We start from the raw sequence: 15,177 nt of genomic DNA on the forward strand, positions 1-15,177 counted from the left end.
AGCGAAGGGCACGGGAGGGCGCGGCATCGCCCGTCCCCGTGCGATGGCCGATGACGAACGAACCGAATCCCGTCTCCTTCTGGTTTCTCCGCCATGGCGAGACCGACTGGAACGCCCGCATGCTCTCCCAGGGGCAGGTGGACATCCCGCTCAACAGCGTCGGCCTCGCCCAGGCCGGGCGGGCGGCGGAGGCGCTGGTGGGGAAGGGGATCCGCTCCATCCACGCCAGCACGCTCACCCGCGCCCGCGTCACGGCCGAGATCGTGGCCGCGCGGCTGGAGCTGCCCGTGACGCTGGACCCCGAACTCGTCGAGTGCGCCTTCGGCGTGCAGGAAGGCCAGGAGATGTCCGCCTGGTTCCAAGACTGGATCGACGGCACCACCACGCCCGAGGGCGCCGAGCCCTTCGCCGATCTCCGCGCCCGCGCCGTGCGCGCCATCAACCGCGCGACAGCGAGCCCCGGCCCCGTGCTGGTGGTGGCGCATGGCGCCCTCTGGCGCGCCTTCCGTCAGGCGGCCGGGCTGGAGGCGAATATCCGCACGCCCAACGCCCTGCCGCTCCTGGTGGAGCCGCCCGGGGGCGACCGGGGCTGGCACTTCACCCCGGCCGAGCTGGGCGCCTGACCGACGCCTTATCCGGCGCCCCCGGTCACCGTTGAGTGCGGGGGCAGAAGAAGCTGCTGCGCCCGGCCTGGACGATGCGCTGCACCCCGGGGCAGGCGGGCGGGCCGGGGCAGCGCGGGCAGGGCTGGCCGAGCCGGTCATAGACCTCGAAGCGCTCCTGGAAGCGCCCGATCTCCCCGTCGCTGCGGACGTAGTCGCGCAGGGAGGAGCCCCCGGCCTCGATCGCCTCCGTCAGCACGGACTTGATCGCCGGCACCAGCCGCGCCGCCCGCGCCCCGGGCACGGTGCCCGCGAGGCGGCGGGGCGAGATGCCGGCGCGGAACAGCGCCTCGGCGACGTAGATGTTGCCCAGCCCCGCGACGACGCCCTGGTCCAGCAGCGCCGCCTTGATCGGCGTGTTCTTCCCGGCGAGGGACCTCGACAGGGTGGCGGGGGTGAAGCCCTCCTCCAGCGGCTCCGGCCCCATGCCGGCCAGCAGCTTGTGGCGGTCCTCTCCCTCTGTCGGCATGAGGTCCACGCAGCCGAAGCGGCGGGGGTCCTGGAAGCCCACGCGCCAGCCATGCCCGGTTTCGAGCATCAGGTGCTCGTGCGCCAGCCCGTCGCCTCCTCCGCGCGCGTCGGAGAAGGCGCCCTGCGGCGCAATCCGCGGCACCGGCCCCTCACCGGGCGGGCGGGCCACCATGCGGCCGGACATGCCGAGATGGATCAGCGCCGACTCCCCGCCGGAGAGCCGCATCAGCATGTATTTCCCGCGCCGCCGGAACCCCTCCACGCGGCGGCCTGACAGGCGCTCGGCCAGCATCTCGGGGAAGGGCCAGCGCAGGCCGGCGCGGCGGGTCTCGGCGCGGGCGATCGTCTGGCCGGTGAGCACGGCGGAGAGGCCGCGCATCACGGTTTCCACCTCGGGCAATTCAGGCATGGCCTGGATATGGTGCCGCGCGCATAGTTTCGTCCACGCCCGACGGAGGAACGCCATGCGCCCCAGCCATCTGGTCGCCGCGTTGCTGCTCGCCGCCCCGCTCGGCGCCCCGGTGCCGGGTGCCCTGGCCGCGGAAGCGCCCACCCGCGCCGCGCGCCAGATGGTCGCGGCCGCCCATCCCCTGGCTGCCGGGGCAGGGCTGGACATGCTGCGCGCGGGCGGAACGGCGGCCGATGCCGCGGTGGCGGCCCAGGCCGTGCTCTCCGTGGTCGAGCCGCACGCGACCGGCCTGCTGGGCGGCGCGCTCCTCCTGCACTGGAGCGCCGGGGCGCGGCGGCTGGACGGCTACGAGGGCATCGCCTCCGCCCCCGCCGCCGCCACCTCCCGCCTGATCGAGGCCCCGGACGGCACGCGGGTGGGCGCCGCGACGGTCGCGCGCTCCGGCCGTTCCGCGGGGGTGCCGGGGAGCCTGCGGATGCTCGCCCTCGTCCATGCCGATCACGGGCGCCTGCCCTGGCGCGACCTCCTGGCCCCCGCGATCCGCGCGGCGGAGAGGGGATTTCCCCTGCCGCCCGGCCTGCACCGCGCCCTTCTCGCCCGCTCGGCGGAGCTGGTGCGCGACCCGGAGATCCGCGCGATCTTCTTCGGCGCGGAGGGGCAGCCGCTTCCGCCCGGCACGCTCATCCGCAATCCCGCCCAGGCCGAGGCCCTGCGCCTGCTGGCTGCGGAGGGGCCGGACGCCCTCTACACCGGCCCGCTCTCCCGCGCGGTGCTGGATTCCGTCTCGCGCGAGCCGGTCCCGGGATGGATGGCGGCCGGCGACCTCGCCGCCTATCAGGCGAAGCGCCGCGAGCCCGTCTGCAGCAACGCCTTCGGCCGCCAGGTCTGCTCCGCCTCCCCGCCCTCCTCGGGCGGGATCGCCGTGCAGCAGCAGCTCGGCCTCATGGACCGGCTGGGCATCGCCCGGCTCGCCCCGGATTCGCCCGAGGCGGCACACCTTATCCTTGAGGCCAGCCGCCTCGCCCTCGCGGACCGGCGCCGCTGGCTGGGCGACCCGGACCGCGTGCCCGTGCCCACCGGTCCCCTCGTCTCCCCGAGCTATCTCGCGAGCCGTGCCGGGGCGGTGCGGCCGGGGCAGGCCATGGAGACGGTGGCCGCCGGCAACCCGATGGAGCGCCACGGCGCCCTGCCCGCCGCCTCGGACCCGCTGGCGCTGGCCGGCACCTCCCATGTTTCGGTCGTGGACGGGGCGGGCAACGCGATCGCCTTCACCACCACCAACAACCTCAACTTCGGCGCCGAGCGGCTGGCCGCCGGCATCGCGCTGAACAACGGGCTCACCAACTTCGCCGCCGATCCCGGCCCGCCAGAGGCTCCCGCCTTCAACCGCTTGGAGGGTGGCAAGCGCCCCGTGACCACCATGGCCCCCACCATCGTCCTCGGGGCGGACGGGGCGCCGGAGCTGGTGGTGGGCGCGGGAGGCGGGGCGCGCATCGTCGATTCCGTCGCGGTGGCGGTGGTGGAGGTGCTGGCCTGGGGCGCCGACGCCCGCCGCGCCACGGCCCGGCCGCGCATCGGTGCCCAGAACGGGGCGGAGGAGCTGGAGGCTGGCACCCCCGCCGCGGCCCTGGTGGAGCCCCTGCGCGCCATGGGCCACAGGCCCGTGGTGGCGGAGATGAACACCGGACTGCAGATCATCCGCCGCGTCCCCGGCGGCTGGGAGGGCGCGGCCGATCCCCGCCGGGATGGCGCCGCGCTGGGTGACTAGCCCCGGCGTGACGCGGCGCGCCCCCGGGCCTATCTTCCCGCCCATGCCCCAGAACGACACGATCGACTTCGGCTTCACCCCCGTCCCCCGCGCCGAGAAGGCGGGGATGGTGCGGCAGGTCTTCGACAGCGTGGCGCCGAAATACGACGTGATGAACGACCTGATGTCGCTCGGCCTGCACCGGGTCTGGAAGCGCATCTTCGTCAACGCGATCGGAGCCGGCCCGCGCGACACGCTGCTCGACCTCGCCGCCGGCACGGGCGACATCGGCTTCCTGGCGAAGGAGCGCGGGGCCGGGCGGGTGATCCTGGCCGATATCAACCACGCCATGCTCGCTGTGGGGCAGGGCAGGGCGCTCGGCCGGGGCTTGGCCGCTGGGCTCGACTTCGTCTGCTGCGATGCGGAGCGGCTGCCCTTCCCTGACCGCTCCGTGGAGCGCGTCTCCATGGCCTTCGGGCTGCGGAACTGCACGGACAAGGACGCCGTGCTGCGCGAGGCCCGCCGCGTGCTGCGGCCCGGCGGGAAGCTCTTGGTGCTGGAGTTCTCCCGCCTGCAGGTCGCCGCGTTCGATCCGCTCTACAACGCCTGGAGCTTCAAGGCCCTGCCCGCGATCGGTGCGCGGGTGGCCCGGGATTCCGAATCCTACCGCTACCTCGCCGAGAGCATCCGCATGATGCCCGATCAGGAAGCGCTCTCCGGCATGTTCCGCGCGGCGGGGCTGGAGCGGGTGACGCATCGCAACCTCTCCGGCGGCATCGTCGCCATCCATTCGGGCTGGCGGCTGTGACCCTTTCCGGCAAGCGCGTCCTCCTCATCGTCTCGGGCTCCGTCGCGGCCTATAAGGCGCTGGAGCTCGCGCGCCTGCTGGGCAAGGCGGGCGCGGCCGTCACCGGCCTGCTGACCGCGGGCGGGGCACGCTTCGTCACGCCCCACGCGCTCCAGGCAGTCACCAACCGGCCCCTCGCGGAGAGCCTCTGGTCGCTGGAGGAGGAGGCCGAGCGCGGCCATATCCGCCTCGCGCGCGAAACCGACCTCGTCGTGGTCGCCCCCGCCTCGGCCGACCGCCTCGCGCGCATGGCGGCGGGCATGGCGGACGACCTGGCCGGCGCCGCCCTGCTGGCCTGGGGCGGCCCCGTCCTCGTCGCGCCCGCGATGAATCCGAGCATGTGGTCCCACCCGGCGACGGGGGCGAATGTCGCCACCCTCATGGCGCGCGGCGTAACCTTCGTCGGCCCCGAGGACGGGCCGATGGCCGAGGCGGAGAGCGGCACGGGCCGCCTCGCCGAGCCGGCCAACATCCTCGCCGCCATCACCGCCATCCTGTCGGACCCCGAGCACGGGGCGCCGGACTTCGCGCTGGAGGATGCGCTGGACGCGGCCATCGCCGCGCAGGAGGGCCGCCCGGCCCCGGCCCCGGCGCGCCGCGGTGGCGGCAGCCCTTCCAGCTTCAGCGACGGCCATCCCCACGCCGCCGACCATCAAGCCGACCCCTCCGAAGCCGCGCCCTCGACCTTCTCCGCCTCCCAGGCCGCGACCGCGGGCCCCGCGCCGCACGCGCTGCGCGGCACGGCGCCCGGTGCCCTGCCCCTCTCGGGCCGCCACGTCCTCGTCACCTCCGGCCCGACGCATGAGCCGCTGGACCCCGTGCGCTACCTCGCCAACCGGTCCTCCGGAAAGCAGGGCCACTCCATCGCCGCCGCCCTCGCGGCGCTGGGTGCCCGCGTCACCCTCGTCTCCGGCCCCGTGACGGTCCCCGACCCCGATGGGGTGACGGTGATGCGCGTGGAGACGGCGCGGGAGATGCTCGCCGCCTGCGAGGCCGCGCTGCCCGCCGATGCGGCGGTCTTCGCCGCCGCCGTCGCGGACTGGCGCCCCGCCGACCCCGCGCCGCAGAAGATGAAGAAGCCGGCCGACGACGCCGCGCCGCCGCTGGCGCTCGTGCCGAACCCGGACATCCTCGCCACCCTCTCCCGCCATCCCCGCCGCCCGCGCCTCGTCATCGGCTTCGCGGCCGAGACGGAGCGCGTGATCGAGCACGCCCGCGCGAAGCTCGCCCGCAAGGGCTGCGACTGGATCGTGGCGAACGACGTGTCCGGGGACGCGATGGGCGGGGCGGAGAACACCGTCCACCTCGTCACCGCCAACGGGGTGGAGGACTGGCCGCGCCTGCCGAAGGTGGAAGTCGCCGCCCGTCTTGCGGACCGCGTGGCCGAGGCGCTGGCATGAGCCGCCGCGCGACCATCCGGGTGCTGCGCCTGCCCCATGCCGCCGACCTGCCGCTCCCGTCCTACGCGACTGAGGGCGCGGCGGCGATGGACCTGCTGGCGGCGGTGGAGGCCCCGCTCGCTATCCCGCCTGGCGGCCGCGCCCTCGTGCCCACCGGCCTGCGCGTGGCCCTGCCGCCCGGGCATGAGTGGCAGATCCGCCCGCGCTCCGGCCTCGCGCTGAAGCACGGGATCGTCCTGCCTAACTCCCCCGGCACGATCGACGAGGACTACCGCGGGGAGGTTCAGGTCATCCTCCTCAATGCCGGCACGGAGCCCTTCACGGTGGAGCGCGGCATGCGCATCGCCCAGGCCGTGCTGGCCCCGGTGACGCATGGCGATTTCGAGGAGGTGGCGGAGCTGCCGGAAACGGCGCGCGGGGCCGGCGGCTTCGGCAGCACGGGCACGCGCTGAGAGCGCTTGCCCCGCGGCGCCCGACGGCCGACATCACCCCCATGGACGGCCCCGCACCCCCCGACCTCGACTTCACCGAGGACGAGCTTCACCGCTACTCCCGTCACATCCTCCTCGGCGAGGTCGGCGCCATCGGCCAGGCGCGGCTGCGGCAGGCGCGGGTGCTGGTGGTGGGCGCGGGCGGCCTCGGCTCGCCTCTCGCCCTCTACCTCGCCGCGGCAGGGGTGGGCACGATCGGGCTGGTGGACCACGACACGCTGGAACTCTCCAACCTCCAGCGGCAGATCGCCCATCGCACGGACCGCGTCGGCCAGCCGAAGGTCGAGAGCATGGCGGCCGCGCTGCGCGCCCTGAACCCGCTGGTGACGGTGGAGCCCCATCTCCGTCGGCTGGACGAGGCGGCGGCGCGCGACCTGGTCCCCCGCTACGACCTCGTCTGCGACGGCACGGACAACTTCCCCACGCGCTTCCTCCTCGGCGATCTCTGCCACCATCTCGCGCGCCCGCTCGTCTCGGCGGCGGTGCTGCGCTTCGAGGGGCAGCTCTCCACCTTCAAGTCGCATCTCGGCGCCCCGCATCCCTGCCACCGCTGCCTCCACCCGGAGCCGCCGCCGCCCGGCCTCGTCCCCTCCTGCGGGGAGGCGGGGGTGCTCGGCGCCGTCACGGGCGTGATGGGCACGTTGCAGGCGACGGAGGTGCTGAAGGAGATCCTCGGCATCGGCGATTCCATGTCCGGCCGGCTCCTGCTCTGGGACGCGCTGGACAGCCGCTTCCGCACCATCCGCCTCCGGCGGGACCCGGCCTGCGCGCTCTGCGGGGGCGGGGAGGGGGCGTGACCCCCCTCGGCATCCTCATGCGCGGGGCGGGGCACGAGCCGGCGCACTACGCCCTCGTCCTCGCCACGGCGGCGGCGGCGATCGGCCGCCCCGTCACCCTCTTTGCTACCAATGCGGGCCTCGCCCTGTTCCGGCGCGACGGCGTGCTGCTGGGGGATCCGCGCGAAGGGCGGCTCGCCGAGCGCGGCGTCGCCGGCATCGCCGCGCTGCTGGAGGCGGCGACGGATCTCGGCATCCGGCTCATCGCCTGCGAGGCCGGGATGCGCGCGGAGGGGATCGAGCCGCCCGATCTCATCGGGGAGGTGCAGGTGGCGGGGGTCGTCACCTTCCTGGAGGCCGTCGGCGGCGGCCAGATGCTGTCGCTTTAGGCCACACGAAGTCTTGACCAAAGGGGGCCGGTTTGCGCGTGATCGGGGCCTGATGAAACGCCTTCTCGCCATGCTGCCCCTCCTGCTCGCGCCCTCCGCCCAGGCCTGGGCACAGGCCGCCGGAAGCCTGCCGCCGCCGGTCCCGCGCGGGGGGGCGGCCGCCCCCCAGCAGCCCGCCGCGCCGTCTTCCGCCGCACAGCCAGGTGCTGCCGCGCCGCGCCGGCCGGCGGCTCCGCCCGCGCCGCGCCCCACGCTGCCCCGGGAGGCGGGTGCCCCGGCGCCGGCCCGCCCCTCGGCCCAGCCCGCCCGGCCGAGCGAGCGCCGGGCCGAACCGGCGCAGGGCGCCCAGCCACGCGGGGCCGGTTCGCAGCCAGCCCAGCCCAACCGCCGGCGGGCGGCGGCCGGTGCTGCAGCGGGTGCCGCGGCGGGCGCGGCCGCGGGGGCCGCCGCACCGGCCCCCCAGCCCGCGCCCGCGCCGCCGGAGCCGCAGCCCACGGTGGGCTCGGTCACCAGCCTGCCCCTGCCGCGCTTCGCCGCGCTGCGGGCCGAGGAGGTGAACATGCGCACCGGCCCGGGCACCCGCTATCCGATCGAGTGGACCTATCAGCGGCGCGAGCTGCCCGTGCAGATCGTGCGCGAGTTCGAGCTCTGGCGCCGGATCCGGGACATGGAGGGCACGGAGGGCTGGGTTCACCAGTCCAACCTCACGGGGCGCCGAACCTTCGTCGTCACCGGGGAGGAGCGGGTGCTGCGCCGCCGCGCGGAGGACGGCGCGAATGTCGTCGCGCGGCTCAAGCCCGGCGTGCTCGGCCGCATCCGCCTCTGCGAGGCCGGGCAGGTCTGGTGCGAGGTTCAGGTCGGCGAGCACCGCGGCTGGATGCGGCGGACGGAGTTCTTCGGCGCCATGCCCGAGGAGGAGGTGAAATAGCCCGCGTGAGGCTCGTTTCTCCCCGCGGCCGTCTTGCCGCCCGCGCAGCCCGCGCTCTATCCCTCCCGGCGATCCGGCCAGGGGCCGGCGCGGGGGAGAGGTCATGACACGTTCGCACCGGTTCGGCCGCCGGCCGGTCCTGGCCCTGTCCGCGGCGCTGGGCCTGATGGCCGGGAGCGCGAGGGGGCAGGGGGCGCCGCTGCGCCTCGTCGTCGGCTTCCCCGCCGGCACCACGCCCGACACGCTGGCACGTCTCTACGGCGCCTCCCTCTCGGCGACGCTCGGGCAGCCGGTGGTGGTGGATAACCGCGTCGGCGGCGGCGGCATCCTGGCGGCCGAGGGCGTCGCCCGCGCGGTGCCGGACGGCAACACCCTCTTCGTGGCGGGCAACGGCCCGATCTCCATCAACCGCCACCTGACCGACCGCCTGCCCTTCGACCCCGACGCCAATTTCCGGCCCATCGGCTTCCTCGGCATCTCCATGCAGGTGCTGGTGGTCCGCCCCGGCCTCGCCACGGACCTCGCCGGCTTCCTCGCGGCGGCGCGGGAGCGGGATGTGAACTACGGCAGCGTCGGCGCCGGCTCGGCCAGCCATCTCCTCATGGCCGGGCTCTCGGCGACGGCCGGGCTGAAGGCCCAGCACGTTCCCTACCGCGGGGCGCCCCAGGCACTGATCGAGATCGCCTCCGGCCGGCTGGACGCGATGGTGGCCGCGATCGGCTCCGCCCTGCCGCTCATCCGGGAAGGGAAGGTGATCCCCCTCGCGGTCACCGGCCCGGCGCGGGACCCGCTCCTCCCGGCGGTGCCGAGCTTCGACGAGGCGGGCCTGCCCGGCTTCGTCCTTCCCGTCTGGAACGCCCTCTTCGCGCCGCGGGCGACGCCGGATGCGGCGGTGGCGCGCATCGCCGCCGCCCTCGCCGAGGCGCAGCGGGACGAGGCCGTGCGCCGGGGCGTGACGGCCGCCGGCTTCTCCGTCGAGGCGCGCGACCCCTCGGCCATGGCCGCCTTCATCTCGGCCGAGAGCGCGCGCTGGGGCGAGATCGCGAGGGCCACGGGGGTGCGCCTGACCGATTGAATCGGGGCCGGAGCATGATCGTGCCGCGTGTGCTCGATTTCACGGGGCCGCGATCCGGTCTAGTATGGGCCGCCGCCACACAGTCCCTGCCGAGCCCGTCATCTCATGCCTGACCTGCTCCACTTCCAGGAGCGCGACCGCCTCCTCGCCTCCCTGCGCCGCCTGCTGCGACAGGTGAGCCTGGATGGCCAGCCCCTCACCGGGCTCGCGAATCACAGTGCCGCGGGGGCGCCGCTCCTCACCCGCGACAACGCGCTGGCCGCCGAGCTGATGGCGATCCCGGCCGTGCGCGCCGCCGACCCCGCCATGGCCGACGCCGTGCTGTCCTTCGTGACGGCCATGGTGGAGGAAGGGGGAGCGCCCTCGCGCGGCGTGCCTCCGCCCGCCCCGCCGCGCGCTGAGATCCTGCGCGCCGACCCACGTGACCTGCGGGTGGTGACGCCCTGGCACGAGTTCACGGGGGATCTCGCCCATGGCGTCCTGCGCCAGCGGATGCGGGGCGACAGCCGGGCGCGGGACGTGCTGCACACCGGCAACATGATCCGGCTCCGCCTCCAGGGCGGCCTGCCCGGGCTGATCGGCCACCTCTCGCTGCGCGCCCGCACCCTCGACATCGAGGAGGCGGTCACCGCCCAGGGCGTGCAGCCCGAGGGGGCGGGAGTGCTGATGTGGCACGAGAGTACCCTCGTGCTCCGGCCCGTCCCGGGGCTTCGCATCGCGGCCGGCACGATCCGCTACGAGTACCGCGCCACGGCCGCCGACCCCGTCCTGCGCCTGACCGTGACCCTGCGAGCGGGGCCGAGGGCGGGGCTGACCGACCTGCGCCTGACGACGGCGCTGGACGCGCTGTCCGAGGGCGCCGCGCCCCCGGCCTATCTGTCGGTCGGGCGCAGCGGCACCCAGTCCCGTCGCCCGGCCGGGCCATTCGCCGAGGAGGAGGTGCTCTCCACCGGCCCCACCGACTCCCTTCATCTCTGGAGCGCGGGACCGGAGGATGAGGCGCTGGCCCTCCATATCCGCCCGCGCGCCGGTGAGGCGGTGTTCAATCTGCGGCTCCAGTCCCGGGGGGGCGTGCCCCACTGGCTCGTGCTGCGCCACACCCTGCCGGACCTGCCGCGTAGCGGGACGGCGACGCTGCGCGAGGACCGGCTGCTCGCGCGCGGCGTGGTGCCCGGCACGCCGGAGGCGGCGCTGCGCCTTCTCCGCGCGCCCGAAGCCCTGGCCGGCCGCGATCCCGGCCAGACCGGGCCGGGCGCCCCGCTGGCTGCCATGGCCTCCGTGCTGCTGAACGCCCCCGGCTTCGCGCAACCCTTTCCGCGGGAGCGGCTGGCCCGCCTGCGCGAGGTGCTGGAGCGCCAGCTCGCGGCCCTGCCGGACGAGGAGGGGGAGGTGCTTCCCATCTCCGAGCTGGCGCCGGTCGCCGTCGCGCTCGATGCCGTCTGGCGGGCCGGCGGATCCCCGCGGGACCGCCGGCGCCTGCGCCAGGTTCTCGGCCAGATCACCGCGGCCGCCTCCGCGGACGGCGTGATCGGGACGGGGCTGGCGGAGCACGGGTCGGCGATGCTCGCCCTCGCTCGCGGCGCCTCGCTCATTCCCGAGCCCTGGGTGGCGGAGGCGCTGGGGCGCGCCGTCCTGGCGCTGGACCCCGCCGGTCCTTCCCTTCTCGGGCTGGAGGGGGCGCAGCCCGTCCCGACGCGGGCGCTCGCCGCCCTGCTTCGCGGGCTGCGCGCGGTGGAGGTCCTGGCCGGCACGGGCCGCGTCGCGTTGGAGGCGGAGGTGCTGGCGCGGGCGGTGGTGGCGAGGGATGCCTGCCTCCAGGGCCTCGCCGGCCGGCTGCGCTCGCAGGAGGACCGGCTCGACGTGCTGCCCGGCGGGGTGGGCGAGCCCGACGCCGCCAGCACTGCCGCCCTGCTCCTCGGGGTGCTCTCGCCCGATGAGGTGGCCTTCTCCGCGGGTGACGTCGCGGCTTGAGGGGCATGAAGCGGCGCGCCCTGTCGCCTCTCCGGGCGCTGCTGACCGCCCTGGCTCTCTCCGCCTGCGCCGCGCCGCCGGCCGAGAGGCTGGAAGCGCCGGTCGCCTATCCGCCCTCGGTCCGGGCCAGGATCCTGAGGATCGCCGAGGCGGAATGGAGGGAGTGGGGCGGCCTCGTCGCCGGCCCGAGCCTCCCGCGTCTCCTCCCCGGCGCGGAGGGCGGGACGGAGGCCTTTCCCCGGGTTCTCGCCTACTGGCGAGCGGTGCCCGAGGCAGAGGCGGCCGCCGCCATCCGCCGCAACCGCGCCCTGTGGTCCGCGCGCCTGGCCGGCGCTGCCGGGGCCGATGTGTGGTCCGAGCCCGCCTGGTCCGCGGCCTTCGTGTCCTACGTCATGCGCGCGGCAGGGGTGGACGAGCGGGAGTTCCACGCTTCCGCCTCCCACGCCTTCTATCTCGACGCCATGCTGCGCGACGCGCGCGACTTCCCGGCCCAGGCGCCCTTCCTGCCGCATGACCCCTTCGGGCGGGCGCCGGAGCCGGGCGACCTCGTCTGCGCCGACCGGTCATCCCGGCCGCTCCCCTCCTGGCGCGAGCGCGTGCCCGAAGCCGGACGGTTCCGCCCCATGCACTGCGACATCGTGCTTCATGCCGAGGCGGGGATGGTCCAGGCGATCGGCGGGAATGTGGCCGATGCGGTGACTCTGACGATGTATCCGACCGACCTCGCCGGGCGCCTGCTCCCGCGCGCCGCGGGGGAGCCGGTGATCTTCGCGGTCATGGAAAATCGCCTGGGTGCATTGCCGCCATTTCGTCGAGAGCCGGCGATCGCCTTGCGATTGGGGGAAGTGAACCGCAGAGCGGAATAGTAAGGTTTAATTCGGGTTTGCACGGAAAATACGGCAAAGCCTGGAACGCTACTCTCTCAATCTCCGGGGCGCGCTCTCGACAATGCGCAGGAGAAAGCGATATTCCGCCGGGGATGAATGATTCGCCCGGCCAGCATGCCGGGCGTTCCGACCCTCAAGACGTTATATCAGGGATTAGCCGACATGCCCGAGGCACACGAATCCTCCCAGAAGCGCAAGGCCGCTTTCGACCTGGATTCCATGACGGCGCAGGAACTGACCGCGTTGATCGAGGCCGCTGAGGCGAAGCGGTCGCAAAAGCAGGACGAAGCCCGGACCGCGCTGATCGAGGAATTTCGGAACAAGGCCGCTCAGCTCGGCCTGGAACTGGAGGCCCTGCTTCCGGCCGGCATCACCCCGCCGAGCGCAACGCCGTCCCGCCGCACCCGGCGGGATGCCGGTGGCACCGTCGCGGCGCGTTTTCGTGGGCCGAATGGCGAAACCTGGAGTGGGCGCGGTCGCATGCCGAAGTGGCTCTCTGCCCAGGAAGCGCAGGGCCACAAGCGCGACGAATTCCGTATCTGAGGCAGGGTGGGACGGATCGCTTCCGGGAAGTTTTCGCTGAAAAGGTAATACTGTCCCGGAAGCGTACTCGGTGAATGCCCACCGGACCACTACCGTCGTGGTAGGTGGGGCATGCACGAACTGTTCGGCCGGTTTGATGTCCTGAAGCGGCTACGGCCTGTGCTGGCGTCAATCGCCAGCGGGTAGAAGTCGGACCGACCAGCGGAAGCTTGCCGACTGGCCCGCCTCTAATTGCGTGATGCCCGGCTTGGCTGAGAATTCATCATCCCAGCCAAGCGGCGCGGCGGTGCCGCACCACGGCTCCAGGCAGAGAAAGCCGGCGCCGGGTTTCGACCATAGGCCGAGATCACCATAGCCTTCCCATTCCATTTCCAATGCGGCGTTGCCGGATGAGAAACGGATCCGGCGTCCGGGAAAGCCGGGCAGGACAATCGCGTCGCGCTCGAAAAGGCTGTCCTGCACGGGAAGAGTGCCGTCCTTCAGGGGGATATCCTCCCGGGCATCCACCAGCCCATCCGTCAGGCGACGGGCCGCGAGCACTTCCTGATCAAGTCCGGGGAAGAGGAGGCTGTGCCCCTCGCGTGAGGCCGCGCCTGGTAGCGGCCAGGCAAAGGCCGGATGGGCCCCGATCGAGAAGGGCAGGGGCGCCTTCCCCGGATTCGTGACCGTTGCGGTGCAGGCGAGCGCTCCACCCCCCACCCGCCACTCCATGTCGAGGACGAAGGAGAAGGGAAAGGTCTCCCTCGTCGCGGCGCTGTCCGCGAGGCGCAGGCGGCAACCATCCGTATCACGGCCGACCCAGTCGAACCGGCTGTCCCGCGCGAAGCCATGCTGGGTGAGGCGGTGGGCCTTGCCACGATACCGTAACCTGTCATTCGGCAGGCGCCCGACGATAGGGAACAGGACCGGGGCGTGGCGCGGCCACTCCGGCCCGGCTTGCCAGAGCCATTCCTGCCCTCCCGGGTCGCGCAGCGAGCGCAACTCCGCTCCGTCGGCCGAGATGATGGCAGAGAGGGCCTCGTCACCGAAGCGGTGGAGATCGGTCATGCCTCCTGGATGCGCCGGTCGCCTCGGACCCGCAACCCGGCGCGGCGCCGCGCGTCCCTCCAGAAGGTGTTCCCCCACCTCGCGGAGGTTCGATGCTGCAAGTTCTTCCCGCTGCTCTCGGGCGCGCAATGTCCGGGCTGCGGCCCGGGATCAACGCGCTTCTCTTCGCCGAGGTGAATGTGCCGGCCGTGATCGAGGTGACCAGCCCGGCCTTCACAGCGGGTGGCCGGCTCCCGGCCCTCTACACGGCCGACGGGCCGGGACTCTCCCCACCGCTGGCCTGGCGCGGTGTGCCGCGGGGGACGGCATCGCTCGTCCTGGTGGTGGAGGATGCCGACAGCCCGACGCCGCGTCCCCTCATCCACGCCGTCGTCACCGCGCTCCCGCCCGGGGATGGCGGGCTCGCGGCCGGTGACCTCCCCAGGCCTGGGGAGCCCGGATTGCCGGGGCTGGGAATGGGTCGGAACTCTTACTTCCGGAAGGGCTGGCTCCCGCCAGATCCGCCGCCCGGTCACGGGCCCCATCGCTACGCGTTTCAACTCTTCGCGCTGCGCCAGCCTCCCGCCTCGCTGGCGGGCTGGCAGGGCCGGAGCGCCCTGCGCCGGGTGTTCCGGGAGGGCGCTCTCGCGAAGGGATGCCTGATCGGCACCTGCGCGCGCCCCTGAAACTCTTGCCGGAGGGCTGAGGGCCCGCCGGCTCGGAATGGCCTAGCCCAGGATCTCCTGCACGATCTGGCGGATCTCGGCCTCGCTCAGCGTGCCGGCCGGCACGGGGCGGGGAGCGAGAACCGGCAGGCGCGGGGCTGGCCGGGTATTCATGATGGTCTGCATCGTTTCTTCTTTCGTTGGCCCCGCGGCGCGGTCACGTCGCACGGGCGATGCCGAACAGGCAGAGCTTCCTCCCCCAATGGGGCGGCGGCAAGCCAATTCGTGTTGTGATCGTGACGATTTCTGTCGGGGCACCTGCCCGTCACGCAGCAGGGCCCATGCGGAACGGGTGCCGCAGGCCTTCGGCCGCAGCACCCGCCCGTTTCTTGTCCGGGGCGGAGGTCCGCCCGGCCGCTCAGCCCATCTGCAGGTTGGCGGCGGACATCTTGCCCTTCGGGTCCTTCTGGACCTCGAAGGAAACCTTGTCGCCCTCGTTCAGGCCGCGGAGGCCTGCGCGGGTCACGTCCGAGATGTGGACGAACACATCCTTGGAGCCATCATCCGGCTGGATGAAGCCGTAGCCCTTGGTTGCGTTGAACCACTTGACGGTTCCGGTAGCCATCGATCGCGTATCTTTCGGTAGAGGTTGCCCGGGCCGGGGCACGGGGCACAAGCCCGGGCGAGAAACCGGCAACTGGCGGCCCGGCGTCCCTGGTCGGATCGGCGGACGGACTGGGCCAGCACTGGCCAGATCAAAGTGGGGACCGGATGGACGGATTGCAACCCGCGCCGCCCATCCGCGCGTTTTCCCTGGCCTTCCGGGACAGGAGAGGTCATATAGCCGCCCGCTGGGTGGGATCATGTGGATTCCGCCCGCCTTCCGCGCA

The 15,177-nt window shown here is 73.8% G+C and carries 17 protein-coding genes; 13 read left to right on the forward strand and 4 right to left on the reverse strand.

Going from position 1 to position 15,177, the window contains the following annotated elements:
- Positions 1-50 precede the first annotated feature (50 nt).
- Positions 51-623: a histidine phosphatase family protein gene (locus FHS87_RS02085; protein WP_184513391.1), complete on the forward strand. Its 573-nt coding sequence runs from the start codon at positions 51-53 to the stop codon at positions 621-623.
- Between the two features lie 25 nt (positions 624-648).
- Here the strand turns inward: FHS87_RS02085 and mutM are convergent, their stop codons facing one another.
- Positions 649-1,542, reverse strand: a complete 894-nt coding sequence (gene mutM, locus FHS87_RS02090; protein ID WP_184513393.1) for a bifunctional DNA-formamidopyrimidine glycosylase/DNA-(apurinic or apyrimidinic site) lyase — start codon at positions 1,540-1,542, stop codon at positions 649-651.
- Between the two features lie 55 nt (positions 1,543-1,597).
- Between mutM and FHS87_RS02095 the strand changes: the two genes are divergently transcribed.
- The 11 genes from FHS87_RS02095 (at position 1,598) to FHS87_RS02145 (ending at position 12,596) form a co-directional block, all read left to right on the forward strand.
- Positions 1,598-3,310, forward strand: a complete 1,713-nt coding sequence (locus tag FHS87_RS02095; protein WP_184513395.1) for a gamma-glutamyltransferase family protein — start codon at positions 1,598-1,600, stop codon at positions 3,308-3,310.
- 43 nt (positions 3,311-3,353) lie between these two features.
- Entirely contained in the window at positions 3,354-4,097 is a 744-nt protein-coding gene (locus FHS87_RS02100; protein WP_184513397.1) for a class I SAM-dependent methyltransferase, read from the forward strand.
- A complete protein-coding gene (locus FHS87_RS02105) occupies positions 4,085-5,536 on the forward strand; it encodes a bifunctional phosphopantothenoylcysteine decarboxylase/phosphopantothenate synthase (protein WP_221299469.1) in 1,452 nt (483 codons plus the stop codon). Before FHS87_RS02100 ends, FHS87_RS02105 begins: the two co-directional genes overlap by 13 nt.
- Complete coding sequence (dut, locus tag FHS87_RS02110; RefSeq protein ID WP_184513401.1) at positions 5,533-5,988, forward strand: dUTP diphosphatase; 456 nt, start codon at positions 5,533-5,535, stop codon at positions 5,986-5,988. Before FHS87_RS02105 ends, dut begins: the two co-directional genes overlap by 4 nt.
- 41 nt (positions 5,989-6,029) lie before the next feature.
- Positions 6,030-6,824: a HesA/MoeB/ThiF family protein gene (locus tag FHS87_RS02115; protein WP_184513403.1), complete on the forward strand. Its 795-nt coding sequence runs from the start codon at positions 6,030-6,032 to the stop codon at positions 6,822-6,824.
- Entirely contained in the window at positions 6,821-7,192 is a 372-nt protein-coding gene (locus FHS87_RS02120) for a DsrE/DsrF/DrsH-like family protein (RefSeq protein ID WP_312861849.1), read from the forward strand. Before FHS87_RS02115 ends, FHS87_RS02120 begins: the two co-directional genes overlap by 4 nt.
- A gap of 52 nt (positions 7,193-7,244) precedes the next feature.
- Complete coding sequence (locus tag FHS87_RS24140) at positions 7,245-8,120, forward strand: SH3 domain-containing protein (RefSeq protein WP_281394244.1); 876 nt, start codon at positions 7,245-7,247, stop codon at positions 8,118-8,120.
- A gap of 103 nt (positions 8,121-8,223) precedes the next feature.
- Positions 8,224-9,195 (forward strand): Bug family tripartite tricarboxylate transporter substrate binding protein, encoded by a 972-nt coding sequence (locus FHS87_RS02130; RefSeq protein WP_184513405.1) that lies wholly within the window; start codon positions 8,224-8,226, stop codon positions 9,193-9,195.
- Positions 9,196-9,300: 105 nt separating this feature from the next.
- Positions 9,301-11,166, forward strand: a complete 1,866-nt coding sequence (locus tag FHS87_RS02135) for a hypothetical protein (protein WP_184513407.1) — start codon at positions 9,301-9,303, stop codon at positions 11,164-11,166.
- Between the two features lie 5 nt (positions 11,167-11,171).
- A complete protein-coding gene (locus FHS87_RS02140; RefSeq protein WP_184513409.1) occupies positions 11,172-12,032 on the forward strand; it encodes a DUF2272 domain-containing protein in 861 nt (286 codons plus the stop codon).
- Between the two features lie 183 nt (positions 12,033-12,215).
- Positions 12,216-12,596 (forward strand): H-NS histone family protein, encoded by a 381-nt coding sequence (locus FHS87_RS02145; RefSeq protein WP_184513419.1) that lies wholly within the window; start codon positions 12,216-12,218, stop codon positions 12,594-12,596.
- Between the two features lie 168 nt (positions 12,597-12,764).
- Here the strand turns inward: FHS87_RS02145 and FHS87_RS02150 are convergent, their stop codons facing one another.
- Positions 12,765-13,643 carry an aldose 1-epimerase family protein gene (locus FHS87_RS02150; protein WP_184513421.1) on the reverse strand — a complete coding sequence of 293 codons (879 nt, stop codon included), beginning with the start codon at positions 13,641-13,643 and terminating at the stop codon, positions 12,765-12,767.
- A gap of 92 nt (positions 13,644-13,735) precedes the next feature.
- Here FHS87_RS02150 and FHS87_RS02155 point away from each other — a divergent pair, with 92 nt between their 5' ends.
- On the forward strand, positions 13,736-14,308 hold the full coding sequence (locus FHS87_RS02155; protein WP_184513423.1) for a YbhB/YbcL family Raf kinase inhibitor-like protein: 573 nt from the start codon (positions 13,736-13,738) through the stop codon (positions 14,306-14,308).
- Between the two features lie 42 nt (positions 14,309-14,350).
- On the opposite strand, the gene FHS87_RS24145 is transcribed toward FHS87_RS02155, so the two are convergent.
- Together FHS87_RS24145 and FHS87_RS02160 are read right to left on the reverse strand one after the other, a co-directional pair.
- Positions 14,351-14,473, reverse strand: a complete 123-nt coding sequence (locus FHS87_RS24145; protein WP_281394247.1) for a hypothetical protein — start codon at positions 14,471-14,473, stop codon at positions 14,351-14,353.
- Positions 14,474-14,705: 232 nt separating this feature from the next.
- Positions 14,706-14,912 (reverse strand): cold-shock protein, encoded by a 207-nt coding sequence (locus tag FHS87_RS02160; RefSeq protein ID WP_184513425.1) that lies wholly within the window; start codon positions 14,910-14,912, stop codon positions 14,706-14,708.
- Between the last annotated feature and the right edge of the window lie 265 nt (positions 14,913-15,177).

The organism is Muricoccus pecuniae, assembly GCF_014199205.1.
GTDB classification, from domain to species: Bacteria; Pseudomonadota; Alphaproteobacteria; order Acetobacterales; family Acetobacteraceae; genus Roseomonas; species Roseomonas pecuniae.